The sequence below is a fragment of the Janthinobacterium foliorum genome (genome assembly GCF_978021625.1).
This window is the reverse complement of the sequence record NZ_CDXDQE010000011.1, coordinates 139,098-154,555: the sequence shown is the minus strand read 5'-3', so window position 1 is coordinate 154,555 and position 15,458 is coordinate 139,098. Positions and strand designations below refer to the sequence as shown.

The following is a 15,458-nucleotide window of genomic DNA, read 5'->3' as shown; positions in this document are numbered from 1 at the left end:
ATGAAAATTTGTTGCAACTTTGCGATTTAATTAATTATGTAGACAAGCTCACATGATTGCGCGATCATCGCTGCCATATTGAAATATTGATTAAAAGCAAAAAACATTTCAATTGGTAATCACCGCCGATACCAGGATGGTAAAACAGGCGGGTGGCAGCGATGACACGGAGACGATGTGAAGATTCGGCGCATTTATGTGGGGGAACTGGCCCTGGGCCTGGCCCTGCCCTGGGACGTGCATGGCGAGACGGGCGGCTTGCTGGCCAGGCAAGGGCATGTGATCAGCAGCGAGACGCAGATCGAATTGCTGCTGGCGCGTGGCGTCATCGCCGACGCCAGCGAAGATGCGCCGCGCGCAGCCACCGAGACGCCATCGGCCCTGCGCATGCTGAACCTGGTCACCGCAGGCCTGGCGCTGGTCTTGCCGGCCATTGCCGCTGGGCAGGCGGACAGCCATGCGCCACTGCTGGCCCTGGCGCAACTGGTGGACGAGGCCGTGGTGCTGGATGCGGACGTGGCGCTCGCCTGTATTTTGCACAACCAGGGCGCGGGCGACTTTGCCGTGCGCCACAGCGTCGACACGGCCGTCGTCACGGCCCTGCTGGCGCGTGCCCTGAAACTCGACGATGGCGTGATCCGCAGCGTGGTGCTGGCGGCGCTGAGCATGAACGTGGGCATGCTGGAACGCCACGCGCAATTCCAGTGCAAGGAAGGCCCGCTGGACGACGCTGAGCGGGCCTACATCCGCGCCCATCCGCAAGCGGGCGTCAACTTGCTGCGCGCGGCCGGGGTGAGCGATGCCATCTGGCTGCAAGCCGTGCTGCAGCACCATGAAAACGTCGATGGCAGCGGCTATCCGCTGGGCATCCAGGGCGCGGAGATCGGCGTCGGCGCCCGGCTGATCATGCTGGCCGACCGCTATTGCGCCCGCGTGTCCAGGCGCAGCTACCGCAAGCCCCTGTTGCCGAACGTGGCCCTGCGTGAAATGCTGATGGCCGACAAGGCGACCCTGGACGCGCCGCTGGCCTCGCTGCTGGTGCGCGAGCTGGGCATTTACCCGGTCGGCACCTTCGTCAAATTGCTGAATGGAGAAATCGGCGTCGTCACGCGCAAGGGCCTGAGCGCCGCCACGCCGCACGTGCAGTCGCTGATCGGCCCCCGTGGCGCGCGCCTGGACGTACCGCTGCGGCGCGACACGCGCGTGGATTTGCACGCCATCCGCGAAGTGCTCAGCGCGGAGCAGGCGGGCTTGCAGTTTCGCCCCGACCAGCTGTGGGGCCGCAGCGCAAGAGTGTAGCGCGCCTGCAAGGACGCCCATGGCGCTGTCGCATGGCCTGGCCGTCCTTGCGCACGGCCTGCGGCAATGCGCCCGGCCCCGAACGTCTTGCAGGCACGTCCTCCATGCATGGCTTAATTCAGCAGACCCGCATCGAGGCGTCCCTCGGCCGCCAGCTCGCGCATGATGCGCACGGTATCGATGTCGGACTCCTTGTAGGCGGAGCGGCGGAAGTCGTCATACAGGGCGTTGGCCGCGTCGGTGGCCGCGTCATGGCCATCGTCGTACTGGAAGCGCACCCACAGGCTGGCCTCGTCGGGCATCTCGATGGTCATTACCAGGGACGAGGCGCTGATGTCCTTCTGTGCCGGCACTTCGTAGCGCACTTGCAGCTGCGGCACCAGCACCACCTTGTCGTTGATGACCAGTTCGCCATAGCGCAGGCTGCGGGCGAAGCCGGCATCGCTGTGTTCACTGATCTTGCACTCGTCCAGGTGCGGCACGAACAGCTTTGGCGATTCGGCGCGCAGGACGAGGCCGCGCCACACTTGCTCCAGGGTCAGGGTGTCGATCAAGGGGTTGAGCGGATCGTTAATTTCAATCAGGTGTTCAAATTTCATAGGACTGCCATTCGGTAAGGGGAGCGCGCGGGCGATATAGGCGGAATGGTACTCCAGGCGTGGCATCGCCGCACGCATTGAATCGCCCAAGATGGCGGCATATGGCGATATATCAATGCCATTGCCTGTTTTTCGGGCATGCGTCAGCGCGCAAAATGCGGACGCGACGCTGTTACAATGGGCTGCTGTTCCCTCCGGAAATACCCTGATGTCCAAAGCGCCACAATTCGGTCTTAACGTTCCCCAAAGCGAAGCGGTTACCTATCTTGACGGCCCCTGCCTGGTGCTGGCGGGCGCCGGCTCGGGCAAGACGCGCGTGATCACGCAAAAGATCGCCCACCTGATCGAAGACCGGGGCTACGACCCGCGCACCATCGCTGCCTTGACCTTCACCAACAAGGCGGCGCTGGAGATGCAGGAGCGTATCGCCAAGCTGTTGAAACAGCCGCGCCAGGCCAAGCAGCTGACGGTGTCGACCTTCCACTCGCTGGGCGTGAAAATCCTGCGCCAGGAAGCCAATGGCGTGGGGCTGAAGGACCGCTTTTCCATCATGGACAGCGACGATTGCTTTTCGCTGGTGCAAGATCTGGCCATTACCACCGATAAACAGGTGATCCGCGGCATCCAGAACGCCATGTCGCTGTGGAAGAATGGCTTGATCGATCCTGACATGGCGCTGGCGCAAGCCAAGGACGAGGACGAGGCCAACGCGGCGCGCATCTACCGCAGCTATGTGGCCACGCTGTCCGCCTACCAGGCCGTCGATTTCGACGATCTGATCCGCCTGCCCGTGGAATTGTTCCGCAACAATGGCCCCGTGCGCGACAAATGGCAGCGCCGCCTGCGCTATCTGCTGGTCGACGAATACCAGGATACGAATACTTGCCAGTATGAACTGGTCAAATTGATGGTGACGGGCATCGGCAAGAAGCCGATGTTTACGGCCGTGGGCGACGACGACCAGGCGATCTATGCCTGGCGCGGCGCCACCGTGGAAAATTTGAAAACGCTGGAGACGGATTTCCCCGATCTGCGCGTCATCAAGCTGGAGCAGAATTACCGCTCCACCATGCGCGTGCTGAACGCGGCCAACGCCGTCATCGGCAACAATCCGAAGCTGTTTGAAAAGTCGCTGTGGTCCGAGCATGGCCTGGGCGAGCCGATCAAGGTGCTGGGCATGCAGACGGACGAGCAGGAGGCGGAGCAGGTCGCCATCATGATCTCGGCCGACCATTTCGAGCGCAAGAACAAATTTTCCGATTACGCGATTTTGTACCGGGGCAACCACCAGGCGCGCATCATCGAGCAATGTCTGCGCAAGGAACGCATCCCGTACACGATCTCGGGCGGCCAGAGTTTCTTCGACAAGGCCGAGATCAAGGACATCATCAGCTACCTGCGGCTGCTGGCGAATGAAGACGACGATCCGGCCTTCATCCGCGCCGTGACGACGCCGCGGCGGGGCGTGGGCCAGTCGACCCTGGAAGTGCTGGGCGCGTTTTCGGGGCAGTGGCAGTGCTCGCTGTTCCAGGCGGTCTTCAAAGGCGGCATCGAGGCCAAGCTGACGGACCGACAGCTGGGGCCGTTGCGCGACTTCTGCAACTTCATCAACGATCTCGAATCGCGCGCCAGCCGGCCCGGCGCGGCCGGCAGCGGCGACAATGCGGCCGAAGTGCTGGACGACATGATGAAGGAAATCCACTACGAATCGTATCTGTACGATGCCTTCGAGGAGCGGCAGGCGCAAAGCAAGTGGCAGAACGTGCTGGAATTCGTCAACTGGCTCAAGGAGCGTGGCCGGGGCGGCAAGGACCGCGACGGCGAAGAAAAGAACGTGCTGGAACTGACGCAGATGGTGGCCCTGATGACCATGTTGGAAGGCAAGGACGAGGAGCAGGATGCCGTGCGCATGTCCACCCTGCACGCGTCGAAAGGGCTGGAGTTTCCGCACGTCTTCCTCGTCGGCGTGGAAGAGGGGATTCTGCCGCACAAGGGCGATGCGGACGCGCCAGCCGAAACCATCGCCGCGCGCATCCAGGAAGAGCGCCGCCTGATGTACGTGGGCATCACGCGGGCCCAGCGCACCTTGCACGTCACGTGGTGCAAGAAACGCAAGCGGGCGGGCGAGCAAGTCCATTGCGACCCGTCGCGCTTCATCAAGGAAATGCAACTGGACGTGGGGGACGCCGTGCCCACGGAAGCGGAAGTGATTTCGCCCAAGGAGAGATTGGCGCGCATGAAGGCCTTGCTGGCCGCGCCGAAAGGATAAGAGGCGCTCAGGCTTCCGCGGCGCCGTCCGGCGTGGCCTTCGGCACGATGGCCAGCTGCATGCCCAGCGCATCGAGCATTTTCAAGATGGTTTCAAAGCGCGGCTTGCTGCCTTCGCGCAAGGCTTTGTATGCGCCTTCGCGCGTGATGTCGGCCCTGGCCGCCACCTTGCCCATGCCGTAGGCGCGCACCACGTCATTCATGGCGGACTGGAACAGTTCCGCGTTGCCCGTGGCGACGATTTCGCTCATGTAGGCGGCCACGGCGGCCTTGCTGGTCAGGTGTTGCGTTGGGTCAAATTTGCTCAATCCCAGCGCGTCGAGGTCGTCGAGGTCGAAGGTGTCATGGTCGGTATGTTGGTTCATTTTCTTCGTGCTCCTGTGCATGCCGCCGCCGCTTTGCGGATGGCTGTCTGTCGGGCTTTCAGCTCCCTGAGGATTGCCTGCGCCTGCTTGATGTCGCGCTGCTGGCTGGATTTGTTGCCACCGAGTAGCAGCAAGATCAGGGTGCCCCGATTCGTTTCATGAAAATACACGCGCCAGCCCGGCCCCGTCTGTAAAAAACGCAGTTCGCACACGCCTTCGCCCACGGGGCGCCAGTCGCCCTTTTTGCCGTGCTGCAAGTGCTTGATGCGCGCGTCGATGGCGGCGGCCGCCACATCGTGCAGGGAGTCTTCCCAGCGCCGGTATTCGGCCGTCTTGCGCGTATCGATCAGCAGTGGCTCGGTTGGTGTTGGTTCAATCATTGTAATCGTTTGTTCTCATTCGTCAAGCGGTTTGATCCAGCTATCAGGAGAGAATAGGCAGGAATCGGCGCCGCAGCGGGAAGAATGCCCTTTGTTTGTCCTGGCGCACGCCACTGCGGCGGTAGAATGCCCCCTTTCAGTCAGAAATGAGCATCATGGACAACGCAGAACAGATGGAAACACGTTTCGTCGATATCGAAATCAAGCTGGCCCAGCAGGAGGATCTGGTCGAGTCGCTGAACCAGATGGTGTACCAGCAGGGCAAGCGCATCGACCAGCTGGAAGCGATGCTGCACAAGCTGGGTGAACACGTGCGCGATGGGGCGCAGCAGGCAAATGGCGGGCTGGTCAACGAGCGTCCGCCGCATTACTGAATTGCCAGCATGGCGCACTGGGCATGACAACCTTTCCTGTACGGGCGTATCGTTACCTTCGGTAGTTGCGGGTGACGCAAGTGTTTCTGGCTGTTATTATTTCAGGCTGGCCCGCGACACAATCGCGGCTCTCTTGCGTTTCTTGAAAGAAGACATGACCCGTCCAACCCTGCTCGTCATCGCCGCCAGCCTGATGCTGGTACCAGCCGCCTTTGCCGCCACCACCGCGCCCGCCACCGCCGCTTCCGCCAAGGCCACCGCCAGCGCGGCTACGGCGTTGCCCGCGTCGAACCCGTTTGCGCAGGCCAGCAGCCTGCCGTTCAACTATCCGCCGTTCGACAAGGTCAAGGATGCCGACTACGCGCCCGCCTTTACGGCAGGCATGGCCGCCCACCTGGCGGAAATCAATGCCATCGCGAATAACCCGAAAGCGGCCACCTTCGACAACACCATCGTGGCCATGGAACGCTCGGGCCAGCTGCTGGGCCGCGTGCGCACCGTGTTTTCGGTGATGTCCGGCTCGAACACGAATGACACGATCCAGGGACTCGAACGCGAGCTGGCGCCGAAGATGGCGGCCCACAGCGACGCGATCATGCTCAACGACAAGCTGTTCAAGCGCATCGATACCCTGTACGCCAAGCGCGACAAGCTGGGCCTCGATGCGGAATCGAAACGCTTGCTGGAACGCTACAATACCGATTTCGTGCGCGCCGGCGCCAAGCTGTCGGCTGCCGACAAGGAAAAGCTGCGCGCCTACAACGGCCAGCTCGCTGCCCTGTCGACCAAGTTCGCACAGAACGTGCTGAAGGAATTGAACGCCTCGGCCGTCGTCGTCGATACGCGCGAAGAGCTGGACGGCCTGTCGCCGGCCGCCATCGAAGTGGCTGCCGGCCTGGCCAAGAAACGCGGCCTGGATGGCAAATATGTGATCGCCCTCGTCAACACGACGGGCCAGGCGCCGTTGGCGCTGCTGACCAACCGTGCCTTGCGCGAACGCATCATGGCCGCCTCGCAGGCGCGCGGCAGCCGTGGCGGCGAGTTCGACAATACCCAGGAAGTGCTGGAACTGGCGAAACTGCGCGCCGAACGTGCCGCGCTGATGGGCTACCCGAACTACGCGGCGTATTCGCTGGAAGACCAGACGGCGCAAAACACCACCGCCGTGAACGCCTTGCTGGGCGAATTGGCCAAGCCGGCCGTCGTCAATGCGCGCCATGAAGCGGACGATATCCAGAAGATCATCGATGCGCAAAAGGGCGGTTTTAAAGTGGGCGCCGCCGACTGGGCCTTCTATAGCGACAAGGTGCGCGCCGAACGCTACAACTTCGATGAAACGCAGTTAAAACCCTACTTTGAAATGCACAGCGTGCTGACCAAGGGCGTGTTCTTCGCCGCTGGTAAATTGTATGGCCTGACCTTCAAGCAGCGTACCGACTTGCCCGTCTACAACGCCGACATGCTGGTGTACGATGTCTTCAACGAAGACGGCACGCAGCTGGCCATCTTCACGCTGGACCCTTACGCGCGCAGCAACAAGCGCGGCGGCGCCTGGGCGAATGCCTACGTGGGCCAGTCGGGCTTGTTGAACCGCAAGCCGGTCATCGCGAATAACCTGAACATTCCGAAACCGGAAGCGGGCCAGCCGACCCTGATGACGTTTGACGAAGTCAACACCATGTTCCACGAATTCGGCCATGCGCTGCACGGCATGTTTTCGAACGTGAAATACCCGCGCTTCGCCGGCACCAGCGTGCCGCGCGACTTTGTCGAATACCCGTCGCAAGTCAATGAAATGTGGGCCCTGTGGCCGGAAGTGCTGCAAAACTACGCCAAGCACTATCAGACGGGCGCGGCCATCCCGGCCGAGCTGCTGGCGAAGGTGACGGCGGCCGACAATTTCAACCAGGGCTACAAAACCACGGAGTACCTGGCCTCGGCCCTGCTGGACCAGCGCTGGCACCAGCTGACCCCGGCACAGATCCCGACCGACGTGATCGCCTTTGAAAAGGCCGCGCTGGCCGATGCGGGCGTCGACTTCGCGCCGGCGCCGCCGCGCTACCGCACCACGTATTTCTCGCATGCCTTCGCGGGCGGCTACTCGGCCGGCTACTACGCCTACCTGTGGTCGGAAAAACTGGATGCCGACACGGTCGAATGGTTCAAGGAAAACGGCGGCCTGACGCGCAAGAACGGCGACTGGTTCCGTGCCAAGCTGCTGTCGCGCGGCGGCAGCGCCGATGCGCTGGACATCTACCGCAACTTCCGTGGCCGCGATGCGAAGATCGAGCCGCTGCTGGAGCGCCGTGGCTTGAACGGCAAGTAATCAATCGCACCCGTCACCGGCCTGGCCGGTGGCGAACATCAATGGCCGCCCGGCAATGGGCGGCCATTTTTATTTGGCGAATTGCCGCGCAAACCGTGGTAAACCGCGCAGTTGGGCCGTGGGGCCAGCATATCGGCCATGTTGGATGACGCCTGTGTGACAGGCTGCTATGATCTGCAACTGGCCCGCGATGCGATCGCGGTTCTTCTCCGTGCTTCCAGAAAGATGTCATGATCCGTCCACAACTGCTCGTCATCGCCGCCAGCATCATGCTGGCCCACGCCGCTCCTTCCGCCCTGGCCGCCGCCGCCGCCCCTGCCGCTGCCGTCAGCGCGCAGAACCCCCTGCTGAAAGCCAGTCCGCTGCCATTCCAGATGCCGCAATTCGGCCTGATCAAGGATGAGCACTACGCGCCGGCGTTTGCCGAAGGCATGAAGCGCCAGCTGGCCGAAGTCAATGCGATCGCCAATAACCGCCAGGCGCCCACGTTTGAAAACACCATCGTCGCGCTCGAGCGCACGGGGCAGCTGCTGCACCGCGTGCAGAGCATCTTCGGCAACATGACCTCGACCAACACGAACAGCGTGCTCGAAGCGGTGGAAGTGGACGTGTCGCCGAAACTGGCCGCGCATGGCGACGCCATCACCCTGAACCCGAAACTGTTTACCCGCATCGACACCCTGTACGCCAAGCGCGACAAGCTGGGCCTCGACGCCGAATCCCTGCGCCTGCTGGAACGCTACCACACGGACTTCGTGCGCGCCGGCGCCAAGCTGTCCGATGCGGACAAGGAAAAGCTGAAAGCCTACAACGCCGAGCAGGCTGGCCTGGAAACGGCCTTCGCGCAAAACGTGCTGAAGGAAACCAATGCCAAGAGCATCGTCGTCGACACGCGCGCCGAACTGGCGGGCATGACGGACAGCGATATCGATACGGCCGCCGCGGCCGCCAAGGAGCGTGGCTTGACGGGCAAGTTCGTCATCGCCCTCGTCAACACCAGCGGCCAGCCGCCACTGGCCGTGCTGACCAACCGCGCCACGCGCCAGCGCCTGATGGATGCCTCCCTGAACCGGGGCAGCCAGGGCGGCGAATTCGACAACCGCGCCATCGTGCTGAAGCTGGCGAAACTGCGCGCCGAGCGGGCCACCTTGCTCGGTTACGCCAACTACGCCGCGTATTCGCTGGAAGACCAGACGGCCAAGACGACGACGGCTGTCAACACCTTGCTGTCGGAGCTGGCGAAACCGGCCGTCGCCAATGCGCGCCGCGAAGCGGCCGACCTGCAGCAAGTGGTCGATGCCGAGAAGGGCGGCTTCCAGGTGGCGGCTGCCGACTGGGCCATCTACACGGACAAGCTGCGCAAGCAGCGCTTCAATTTCGATGAAAACGAACTGAAGCCGTACCTGGAACTGAACAGCGTGCTCAACAACGGTGTCTTCTTTGCCGCCAATAAATTGTATGGCATCAGCTTCAAGGAGCGTAAGGACTTGCCGGTATATAACCCGGACGTGCGCGTCTATGACGTGATCGACGCCAACGGCAAGCCGCTGGCCCTGTTCATCGCCGATTTCTATGCGCGCGGCAACAAGCATGGCGGCGCGTGGATGAATGAATACGTGGCGCAGTCGTCGCTGCTGGGCACGCATCCGGTGGTGGCCAACCAGCTGAACATTCCGAAGCCGCCGGCCGGCCAGCCGACCCTGCTGACGTTTGACGAAGTGACGACCATGTTCCACGAATTCGGCCATGCGCTGCACGGCATGTTCTCGAACGTGAAATACCCGCGCTTTGCCGGCACCAGCGTGCCGAGCGACTTCGTCGAATACCCTTCGCAAGTCAACGAAATGTGGGCCATCTGGCCGGAAGTGCTGCAAAACTATGCCAAGCACTACCAGAGCGGCGCGGCCATGCCGCAGGAATTGCTCGACAAGGTGACGGCGGCAAAGAAATTCAACCAGGGTTTCATGACCACGGAATACCTGTCGGCGGCCCTGCTGGACCAGCGCTGGCACCAGCTGACCCCGGCACAGATCCCGACCGACGTGCTGGCCTTTGAAGCGGCGTCCTTGAAGGATGCGGGCGTCGATTACGCCCCCGTGCCGCCGCGCTACCGCACCACGTACTTCTCGCACAGCTTCTCGGGCGGCTACTCGGCGGCCTATTATGCCTACCTGTGGTCGGAAAAGCTGGACGCGGAATCGGTCAACTGGTTCAAGGAAAACGGCGGCCTGACGCGCAAGAACGGCGACTGGTTCCGCAGCAAATTGCTGTCGCGCGGCGGCAGCGTCGATGCGCTGCAGCTGTTCCGTGACTTCCGCGGCCGCGACGCCACCGTGGAACCGCTGCTGGAACGCCGCGGCTTGACCGCCAAGTAAGGCGTCCCCATCTGAAGCTTGCGCTGCGTCGTCCTGGCGCACGCAAGCTTTATGTGCCGGCGGCGTAGAATTGCGTAAGATGGAAACAAGAAGGCAGTCGAAAGAGTATATGAGTGAGCAAGATTTGAATGGCATTACCCTGGAAGCAATCGTGACGCGCCTGCAAGCCCACTATGGCTGGGACGGCCTGGCCAAGCACATCGATATCAATTGCTTCATCAGCGATCCCAGCATCAAGTCGAGCCTGAAGTTTTTGCGCAAGACCCCGTGGGCCAGGAGCAAAGTGGAACAATTGTTCCTGGACACGCAATTTACTGACTGACAGGAAGAGACATGGATAGCAAACTCAAGGAATCGTTACAACAGCTGCAATCGAGCATCGCGTCCGGCGACCCTGTGGATGAAGAACTGCATGGTTTGCTGCAAAAACTCGATGGCGACATCCAGCTGCTGCTGGAAAAGCGCGCCGCGCAAGAGCAGGACGCAGAAGAATCGACCACCTATGGATTGGCCGAGCGCAGCCAGGAATTGTCGGCCAAGTTTGCCGTGAAGCATCCGAAGCTGGAGCCGGCGCTGCGCGAGCTGGGTGAAATTCTCGCCAACATGGGTATCTGATGCACCTCTGAAAACCTGCCGCGCAGCCCATTGCCGGGTATGCCTTGCTCACCGTACCTGCGTGCGGTTCCGCTACTCACCCCGGCATTGAGCTTGCTCGCTACGGTTTCGAGAGGCGCCGAGACGGTATAGATGCAGTGATAAAAACTGCTCCTCAGTCACAATTTCTCGATGGGAATTTCCCAAGTGTTTGAAAAATAAACGTTTTTTGTACTGAAATCCAACAGTCAACAGCAGGCCGTCAGGTTGGAAATGGCCAATTCCGGTACAATCCGTACCCTATGAGCTCCCCTACCAATTTATTTGCGACCGTTCCCAAGCGGTCTGCCCGCGCTGCCGTGGCGCCTTTCCTGCCGATGTCGCGTGCCGAGATGGACGCACTGGGCTGGGACCAGTGCGACGTCATCCTCGTCACGGGCGACGCCTACATCGACCATCCGAGTTTCGGCATGGCCCTCGTTGGCCGCCTGCTCGAAGCGCAGGGCTACCGCGTCGGCATCATCAGCCAGCCGGACTGGCTGTCGGCCGACGCCTTCCGCATCCTCGGCAAGCCGCGCCTGTACTACGGCATTACCGCCGGCAACATGGATTCCATGGTCAACCAGTACACGGCCGACCGCAAGATCCGCTCCGACGACGCCTACACGGCCAACGCGGAACCCAATAAACGCCCGGACCGCGCCGTCACCGTGTACGCCCAGCGCGCGCGCGAAGCGTATTCCGACGTGCCCATCGTCATCGGCAGCATCGAGGCGTCGTTGCGCCGCATCGCCCATTACGATTACTGGTCGGACAAGGTCCGCCGTTCCGTCCTGCCCGATTCCAAGGCCGATCTGCTGATTTTCGGCAATGCCGAGCGGGCGCTGGTCGACCTGACCCACCGCCTGGCCGCTGGCGAAGCCATCAAGGATATCCGCGACCTGCGCGGCACGGCCTTCATGGTGCCGTCCGGCTGGCTGCCCGGCGACGACTGGGGCGTGCACAATTCCACCCGCGTGGACGTGCCCGGCAAGATCGATCCGCACTACAGCCCGTACGAGATGGTGCAGGAAGACAAGACCGCCTGCGCCACCGAGAATGCGTCGAAGTCGGCCGAAGTCATCAAGCCGATCCGCATCATGAGCCGCGAAGAGCGCCTGGCCATGGCCAAGGAAAAGCACGACAAGACGGTGGTGCGCCTGCCCGCCTATGACGTCGTCAAGGATGACCCCGTCATGTATGCGCACGCCTCGCGCGTGTTCCACCTGGAATCGAATCCCGGCAATGCGCGCGCCATGGTGCAGGCGCACGGCGAACGCGATGTGTGGCTCAACCCGCCGCCGCTGCCGCTGGCCATGGACGAGATGGATGGCGTGTACGACATGAATTACGCGCGCGCCCCGCACCCGAGCTACGGCAAGGCGCACATCCCCGCGTGGGAAATGATTCGCTTTTCCGTCAACATCATGCGCGGCTGCTTCGGCGGCTGCACCTTCTGCTCCATCACGGAACACGAAGGCCGCATCATCCAGAGCCGTTCGGAACCGTCGATCCTGCGCGAAATCGAGCATATCCGCGATAAAACCAAAGGCTTTACGGGCACCATTTCCGATATGGGTGGTCCGACGGCGAATATGTACCGCCTGGCCTGCAAGGAAAAAGAGATCGAGGTCTCGTGCCGCCGCCTGTCCTGCGTGTACCCGTCCATCTGCGTGAATTTGGGCACGGACCACAGCAAGCTCATTTCCCTGTACCGCAAGGCGCGCGCCATTCCGGGCATCAAGAAAGTGCTGATCAGCTCGGGCTTGCGCTACGACCTGGCCGTGCGTTCGCCCGAGTACGTGAAGGAACTGGTCACGCACCACGTCGGTGGCCTCTTGAAAATCGCGCCCGAGCACACGGAAGAGGGCACCTTGTCGAAGATGATGAAGCCCGGCATCGGCGCCTACGATGAATTCAAGGAAATGTTCGACCGTTTCTCGCTGGAAGCGGGCAAGAAGCAGTACTTGATTCCCTACTTCATCGCCGCCCATCCGGGCACGACGGACCTGGACATGCTGAACCTGGCCCTGTGGCTGAAGAAAAACAATTTCAAGCTGGACCAGGTGCAAACCTTCATGCCCACGCCGATGGCGATGGCCACGACCATGTACCACACGCGCAAGAATCCCCTGCGTAAAGTGACGGCCGACTCGGAAGTGGTGGAAACGGCGCGCAGCGGCAAGATCCGCCGCACGCATAAAGCGTTCCTGCGCTACCAGGACCCGGCCAACTGGCCGATCCTGCGTGAAGCGCTGGTCAACATGGGCCGTGGCGACCTGATCGGCAATGGCGACAAGCATCTGATTCCGGCCTGGACCTCGTCCGAATCGGGCGGCCTGGCCGCTGGCGAACGCAGCCGCCAGACGCATGGCGCCGGCACGCCGGACAAGTTCAAGGTGGCGCCAGGCAAGAGCCGCATCGCCCTGGGAGGCACGGCCGCCGCGCCAAAGGCCACGGCCGTGGAGTCGAAAGTGCGTCCCTCGATCCTGTCGACCATCAAGACCAAGGCCAAGCCCGCCGCCGCGCCCGTGGGCCGTGGCGCCAAGCCGGCCGCCAAGGGCGGCACGCCGGCCCGCAGCGGCCGCAGGTAAGCTTTTATTGCTGCATCCAGAACCCGGCCCGTGCGCCGGGTTTTTTTATGGCCGGCAGTATTATCCAGACTGGCGTATTTATCTTGACATCAAGACAGTTTGCGTCCACACTCAGTTTTTATCTTGATGTCGAGATAGTTCATGGCCACCTCTGCTGTCCGCCCCGCCTGGGGCGATATCGTGCTCACGGCGCTGGCGCCCCTCATCTGGGGTTCCACCTACATTGTCACCTCGGAACTGCTGCCGCCCGACCGCCCCTTCACGGCGGCCCTGATCCGCGTGCTGCCGGCCGGCTTGCTGTTGCTGCTCCTCATGCGGCGCCTGCCCGCGCGGCGCGACTGGGGCCGCGTGCTGATCCTGTCGGCCTTGAATATCGGCGTCTTCCAGGCGCTGCTGTTCGTCGCCGCCTACCGCTTGCCCGGCGGCCTGGCGGCCGTCGTGGGCGCCATCCAGCCGCTGCTGGTGATGGGCCTGGCCTGGGGCGTGGAAGGGCGCCGCCCGGCCCGCCTGGCATTGCTTGCCAGCGTGCTGGGCGTGCTTGGCATGGGCGTCTTGTTGCTGTCGCCGCGCACCGTGTGGGAGCCCGTCGGCATCGCGGCCGCGCTGGGCGGCACGGCGTGCATGGCGGCCGGCACCTATCTGACGCGGCGCTGGAAGCCGGACCTGCCCGTGCTGGCGCTGACGGGCTGGCAATTGCTGCTCGGCGGCCTGATGCTGGCGCCCGTCGCCTGGCTGGCCGACGCGCCCTTGCCCGCGCTGTCCTGGCAGCAGGTGCTGGCCTACGCCTATCTGTGCCTGGCCGGCGCCCTGCTCGCGTATGCGCTGTGGTTCCGCGGCATCGCCCGCCTGTCGCCCGTGGCCGTTTCCTCGCTGGGGCTGCTCAGTCCCCTGATGGCCGTCGTGCTGGGCTGGGCCTTGCTGGGCCAGGCCATGACGGGCTGGTCGATGCTGGGCCTGCTGCTGGTGCTGGCCAGCGTGCTGGCCGTGCAGTGGGCCAGTGCCCGTCCCGCAGCAAACCGCTGACTGTTGCGTATTTCTCCTCGGCAGGCCGCTCGCAACGGCCTGTCCGTTTCATTCGGGGCGTCCCCTTTTTGCTGCACCGCAGCTACAGTTTTGCTTGCACTGATATGGGGCATTGAGGCACTATTCGCTTCGCGCAAACGTTTGCGCACAACGAATTTCCTAAAAAGCATGCTGTACACGTGCTTGCCCAACCCTCTGGAGACGCTCATGACATCCCGTATTCGCCTGAAAATGATTGCCGCCGCTGTCCTGGTGTGTGCCTTGCCCGCCGTGCCGGCGATGGCGCAAACGCCAGCCAAGCCCAAGGTCGCACTGGTGATGAAGTCGCTCGCCAATGAATTTTTCCTGACCATGGAAAATGGCGCCAAGGCGCATCAGAAGGCGAATGCCGCCAAGTACGACCTGCTGTCGAACGGCATCAAGGACGAGACGGATACGTCGAGCCAGATCAAGCTGGTCGAGCAGATGATCGTCTCGCGCGTCAACGCGCTGGTGATCGCGCCGGCCGATTCGAAAGCGCTGGTGCCGGTGCTGAAAAAAGCCATCGATGCGGGCATCATCGTCGTCAACATCGATAACAAGCTCGATGCGGGCGCGCTGAAAGAAAAGGGCATTACCGTGCCGTTCGTCGGTCCGGACAACCGCAAAGGCGCCAAGGTCGTCGGCGATTACCTGGCCAAGCAGATCAAGAAGGGCGACCCCGTCGGCATCATCGAAGGCGTGTCCACCACCTACAACGCGCAGCAGCGCACCCTGGGTTTTCAGGACGCCATGACGGCGGCCGGTGCCAAGGTCGTCAGCGTACAGTCGGGCCAGTGGGAAATCGCCCCCGCCAACACGGTGGCCGCCGCCATGCTGAACGCCAATCCGAATATCAAGGCTTTGCTGTGCGGTAACGACAACATGGCCATCGGCGCCATTTCCGCCATCAAGGCGGCCGGCAAGACGGGCAAGGTGCTGGTGGTCGGCTATGACAACATCAACGCCATCAAGCCGATGCTGGCCGATGGCCGCGTGCTGGCTACTGCCGACCAGTTCGGTTCGCAGCAAGCCGTGTTCGGCATCGACACGGTGCTGAAAGCCCTGGCGCAGAAGAAGAAGCAGGCCGATCTCGGCGGCGTCATCGAAACCAAGGTCGAACTGGTCACCAAGGACGCCAAGTCCTGATCGTCTGATCCCGCCGGGGCCGGCGCCATCGCAACAGTGCGGGCGCCGGCCCCGC

The 15,458-nt window shown here is 62.5% G+C and carries 13 protein-coding genes; 10 read left to right on the top strand and 3 right to left on the bottom strand.

The genetic code is table 11. The annotated features are described in order from the left end of the window. Positions 1-177: 177 nt before the first annotated feature. Positions 178-1,299, top strand: a complete 1,122-nt coding sequence (locus tag ACZ92H_RS21255; RefSeq protein WP_465050888.1) for an HD-GYP domain-containing protein — start codon at positions 178-180, stop codon at positions 1,297-1,299. 113 nt (positions 1,300-1,412) lie between these two features. On the opposite strand, the gene ACZ92H_RS21250 is transcribed toward ACZ92H_RS21255, so the two are convergent. Continuing rightward, on the bottom strand, positions 1,413-1,898 hold the full coding sequence (locus ACZ92H_RS21250; protein ID WP_465050889.1) for an SRPBCC family protein: 486 nt from the start codon (positions 1,896-1,898) through the stop codon (positions 1,413-1,415). 208 nt (positions 1,899-2,106) lie between these two features. On the opposite strand from ACZ92H_RS21250, the gene ACZ92H_RS21245 reads away from it, so the two are divergent. Then, complete coding sequence (locus ACZ92H_RS21245) at positions 2,107-4,167, top strand: UvrD-helicase domain-containing protein (RefSeq protein WP_131378092.1); 2,061 nt, start codon at positions 2,107-2,109, stop codon at positions 4,165-4,167. A 7-nt stretch (positions 4,168-4,174) separates the two neighbouring features. On the opposite strand, the gene ACZ92H_RS21240 is transcribed toward ACZ92H_RS21245, so the two are convergent. Together ACZ92H_RS21240 and ACZ92H_RS21235 are read right to left on the bottom strand one after the other, a co-directional pair. Then, on the bottom strand, positions 4,175-4,531 hold the full coding sequence (locus tag ACZ92H_RS21240) for an addiction module antidote protein (protein WP_465050890.1): 357 nt from the start codon (positions 4,529-4,531) through the stop codon (positions 4,175-4,177). Continuing rightward, positions 4,528-4,911 (bottom strand): type II toxin-antitoxin system RelE/ParE family toxin, encoded by a 384-nt coding sequence (locus ACZ92H_RS21235; protein ID WP_465050891.1) that lies wholly within the window; start codon positions 4,909-4,911, stop codon positions 4,528-4,530. The genes ACZ92H_RS21240 and ACZ92H_RS21235 overlap by 4 nt, the downstream gene beginning before the upstream one ends. Before the next feature lie 155 nt (positions 4,912-5,066). Between ACZ92H_RS21235 and ACZ92H_RS21230 the strand changes: the two genes are divergently transcribed. From ACZ92H_RS21230 to ACZ92H_RS21195, 8 genes are all read left to right on the top strand, one after another. After that, the gene (locus ACZ92H_RS21230) at positions 5,067-5,285 is read left to right on the top strand and encodes a SlyX family protein (RefSeq protein WP_070290273.1); all 219 of its coding nucleotides are present in this window, start codon (positions 5,067-5,069) and stop codon (positions 5,283-5,285) included. A 154-nt stretch (positions 5,286-5,439) separates the two neighbouring features. After that, positions 5,440-7,611 (top strand): M3 family metallopeptidase, encoded by a 2,172-nt coding sequence (locus tag ACZ92H_RS21225; RefSeq protein ID WP_465050892.1) that lies wholly within the window; start codon positions 5,440-5,442, stop codon positions 7,609-7,611. Between the two features lie 230 nt (positions 7,612-7,841). Next, the gene (locus ACZ92H_RS21220; protein WP_131378096.1) at positions 7,842-9,986 is read left to right on the top strand and encodes a M3 family metallopeptidase; all 2,145 of its coding nucleotides are present in this window, start codon (positions 7,842-7,844) and stop codon (positions 9,984-9,986) included. 109 nt (positions 9,987-10,095) lie between these two features. Beyond that, entirely contained in the window at positions 10,096-10,308 is a 213-nt protein-coding gene (locus ACZ92H_RS21215) for a VF530 family protein (RefSeq protein WP_131378098.1), read from the top strand. An 11-nt stretch (positions 10,309-10,319) separates the two neighbouring features. Next, positions 10,320-10,601: a DUF4404 family protein gene (locus ACZ92H_RS21210; RefSeq protein WP_131378100.1), complete on the top strand. Its 282-nt coding sequence runs from the start codon at positions 10,320-10,322 to the stop codon at positions 10,599-10,601. Between the two features lie 356 nt (positions 10,602-10,957). After that, positions 10,958-13,213 carry a YgiQ family radical SAM protein gene (locus ACZ92H_RS21205; protein WP_465050959.1) on the top strand — a complete coding sequence of 752 codons (2,256 nt, stop codon included), beginning with the start codon at positions 10,958-10,960 and terminating at the stop codon, positions 13,211-13,213. A gap of 141 nt (positions 13,214-13,354) precedes the next feature. After that, the gene (locus tag ACZ92H_RS21200) at positions 13,355-14,236 is read left to right on the top strand and encodes an EamA family transporter (RefSeq protein ID WP_131378104.1); all 882 of its coding nucleotides are present in this window, start codon (positions 13,355-13,357) and stop codon (positions 14,234-14,236) included. A 207-nt stretch (positions 14,237-14,443) separates the two neighbouring features. Further along, positions 14,444-15,403: a sugar ABC transporter substrate-binding protein gene (locus ACZ92H_RS21195; protein ID WP_131378106.1), complete on the top strand. Its 960-nt coding sequence runs from the start codon at positions 14,444-14,446 to the stop codon at positions 15,401-15,403. The last annotated feature ends 55 nt before the right edge of the window (positions 15,404-15,458 follow it).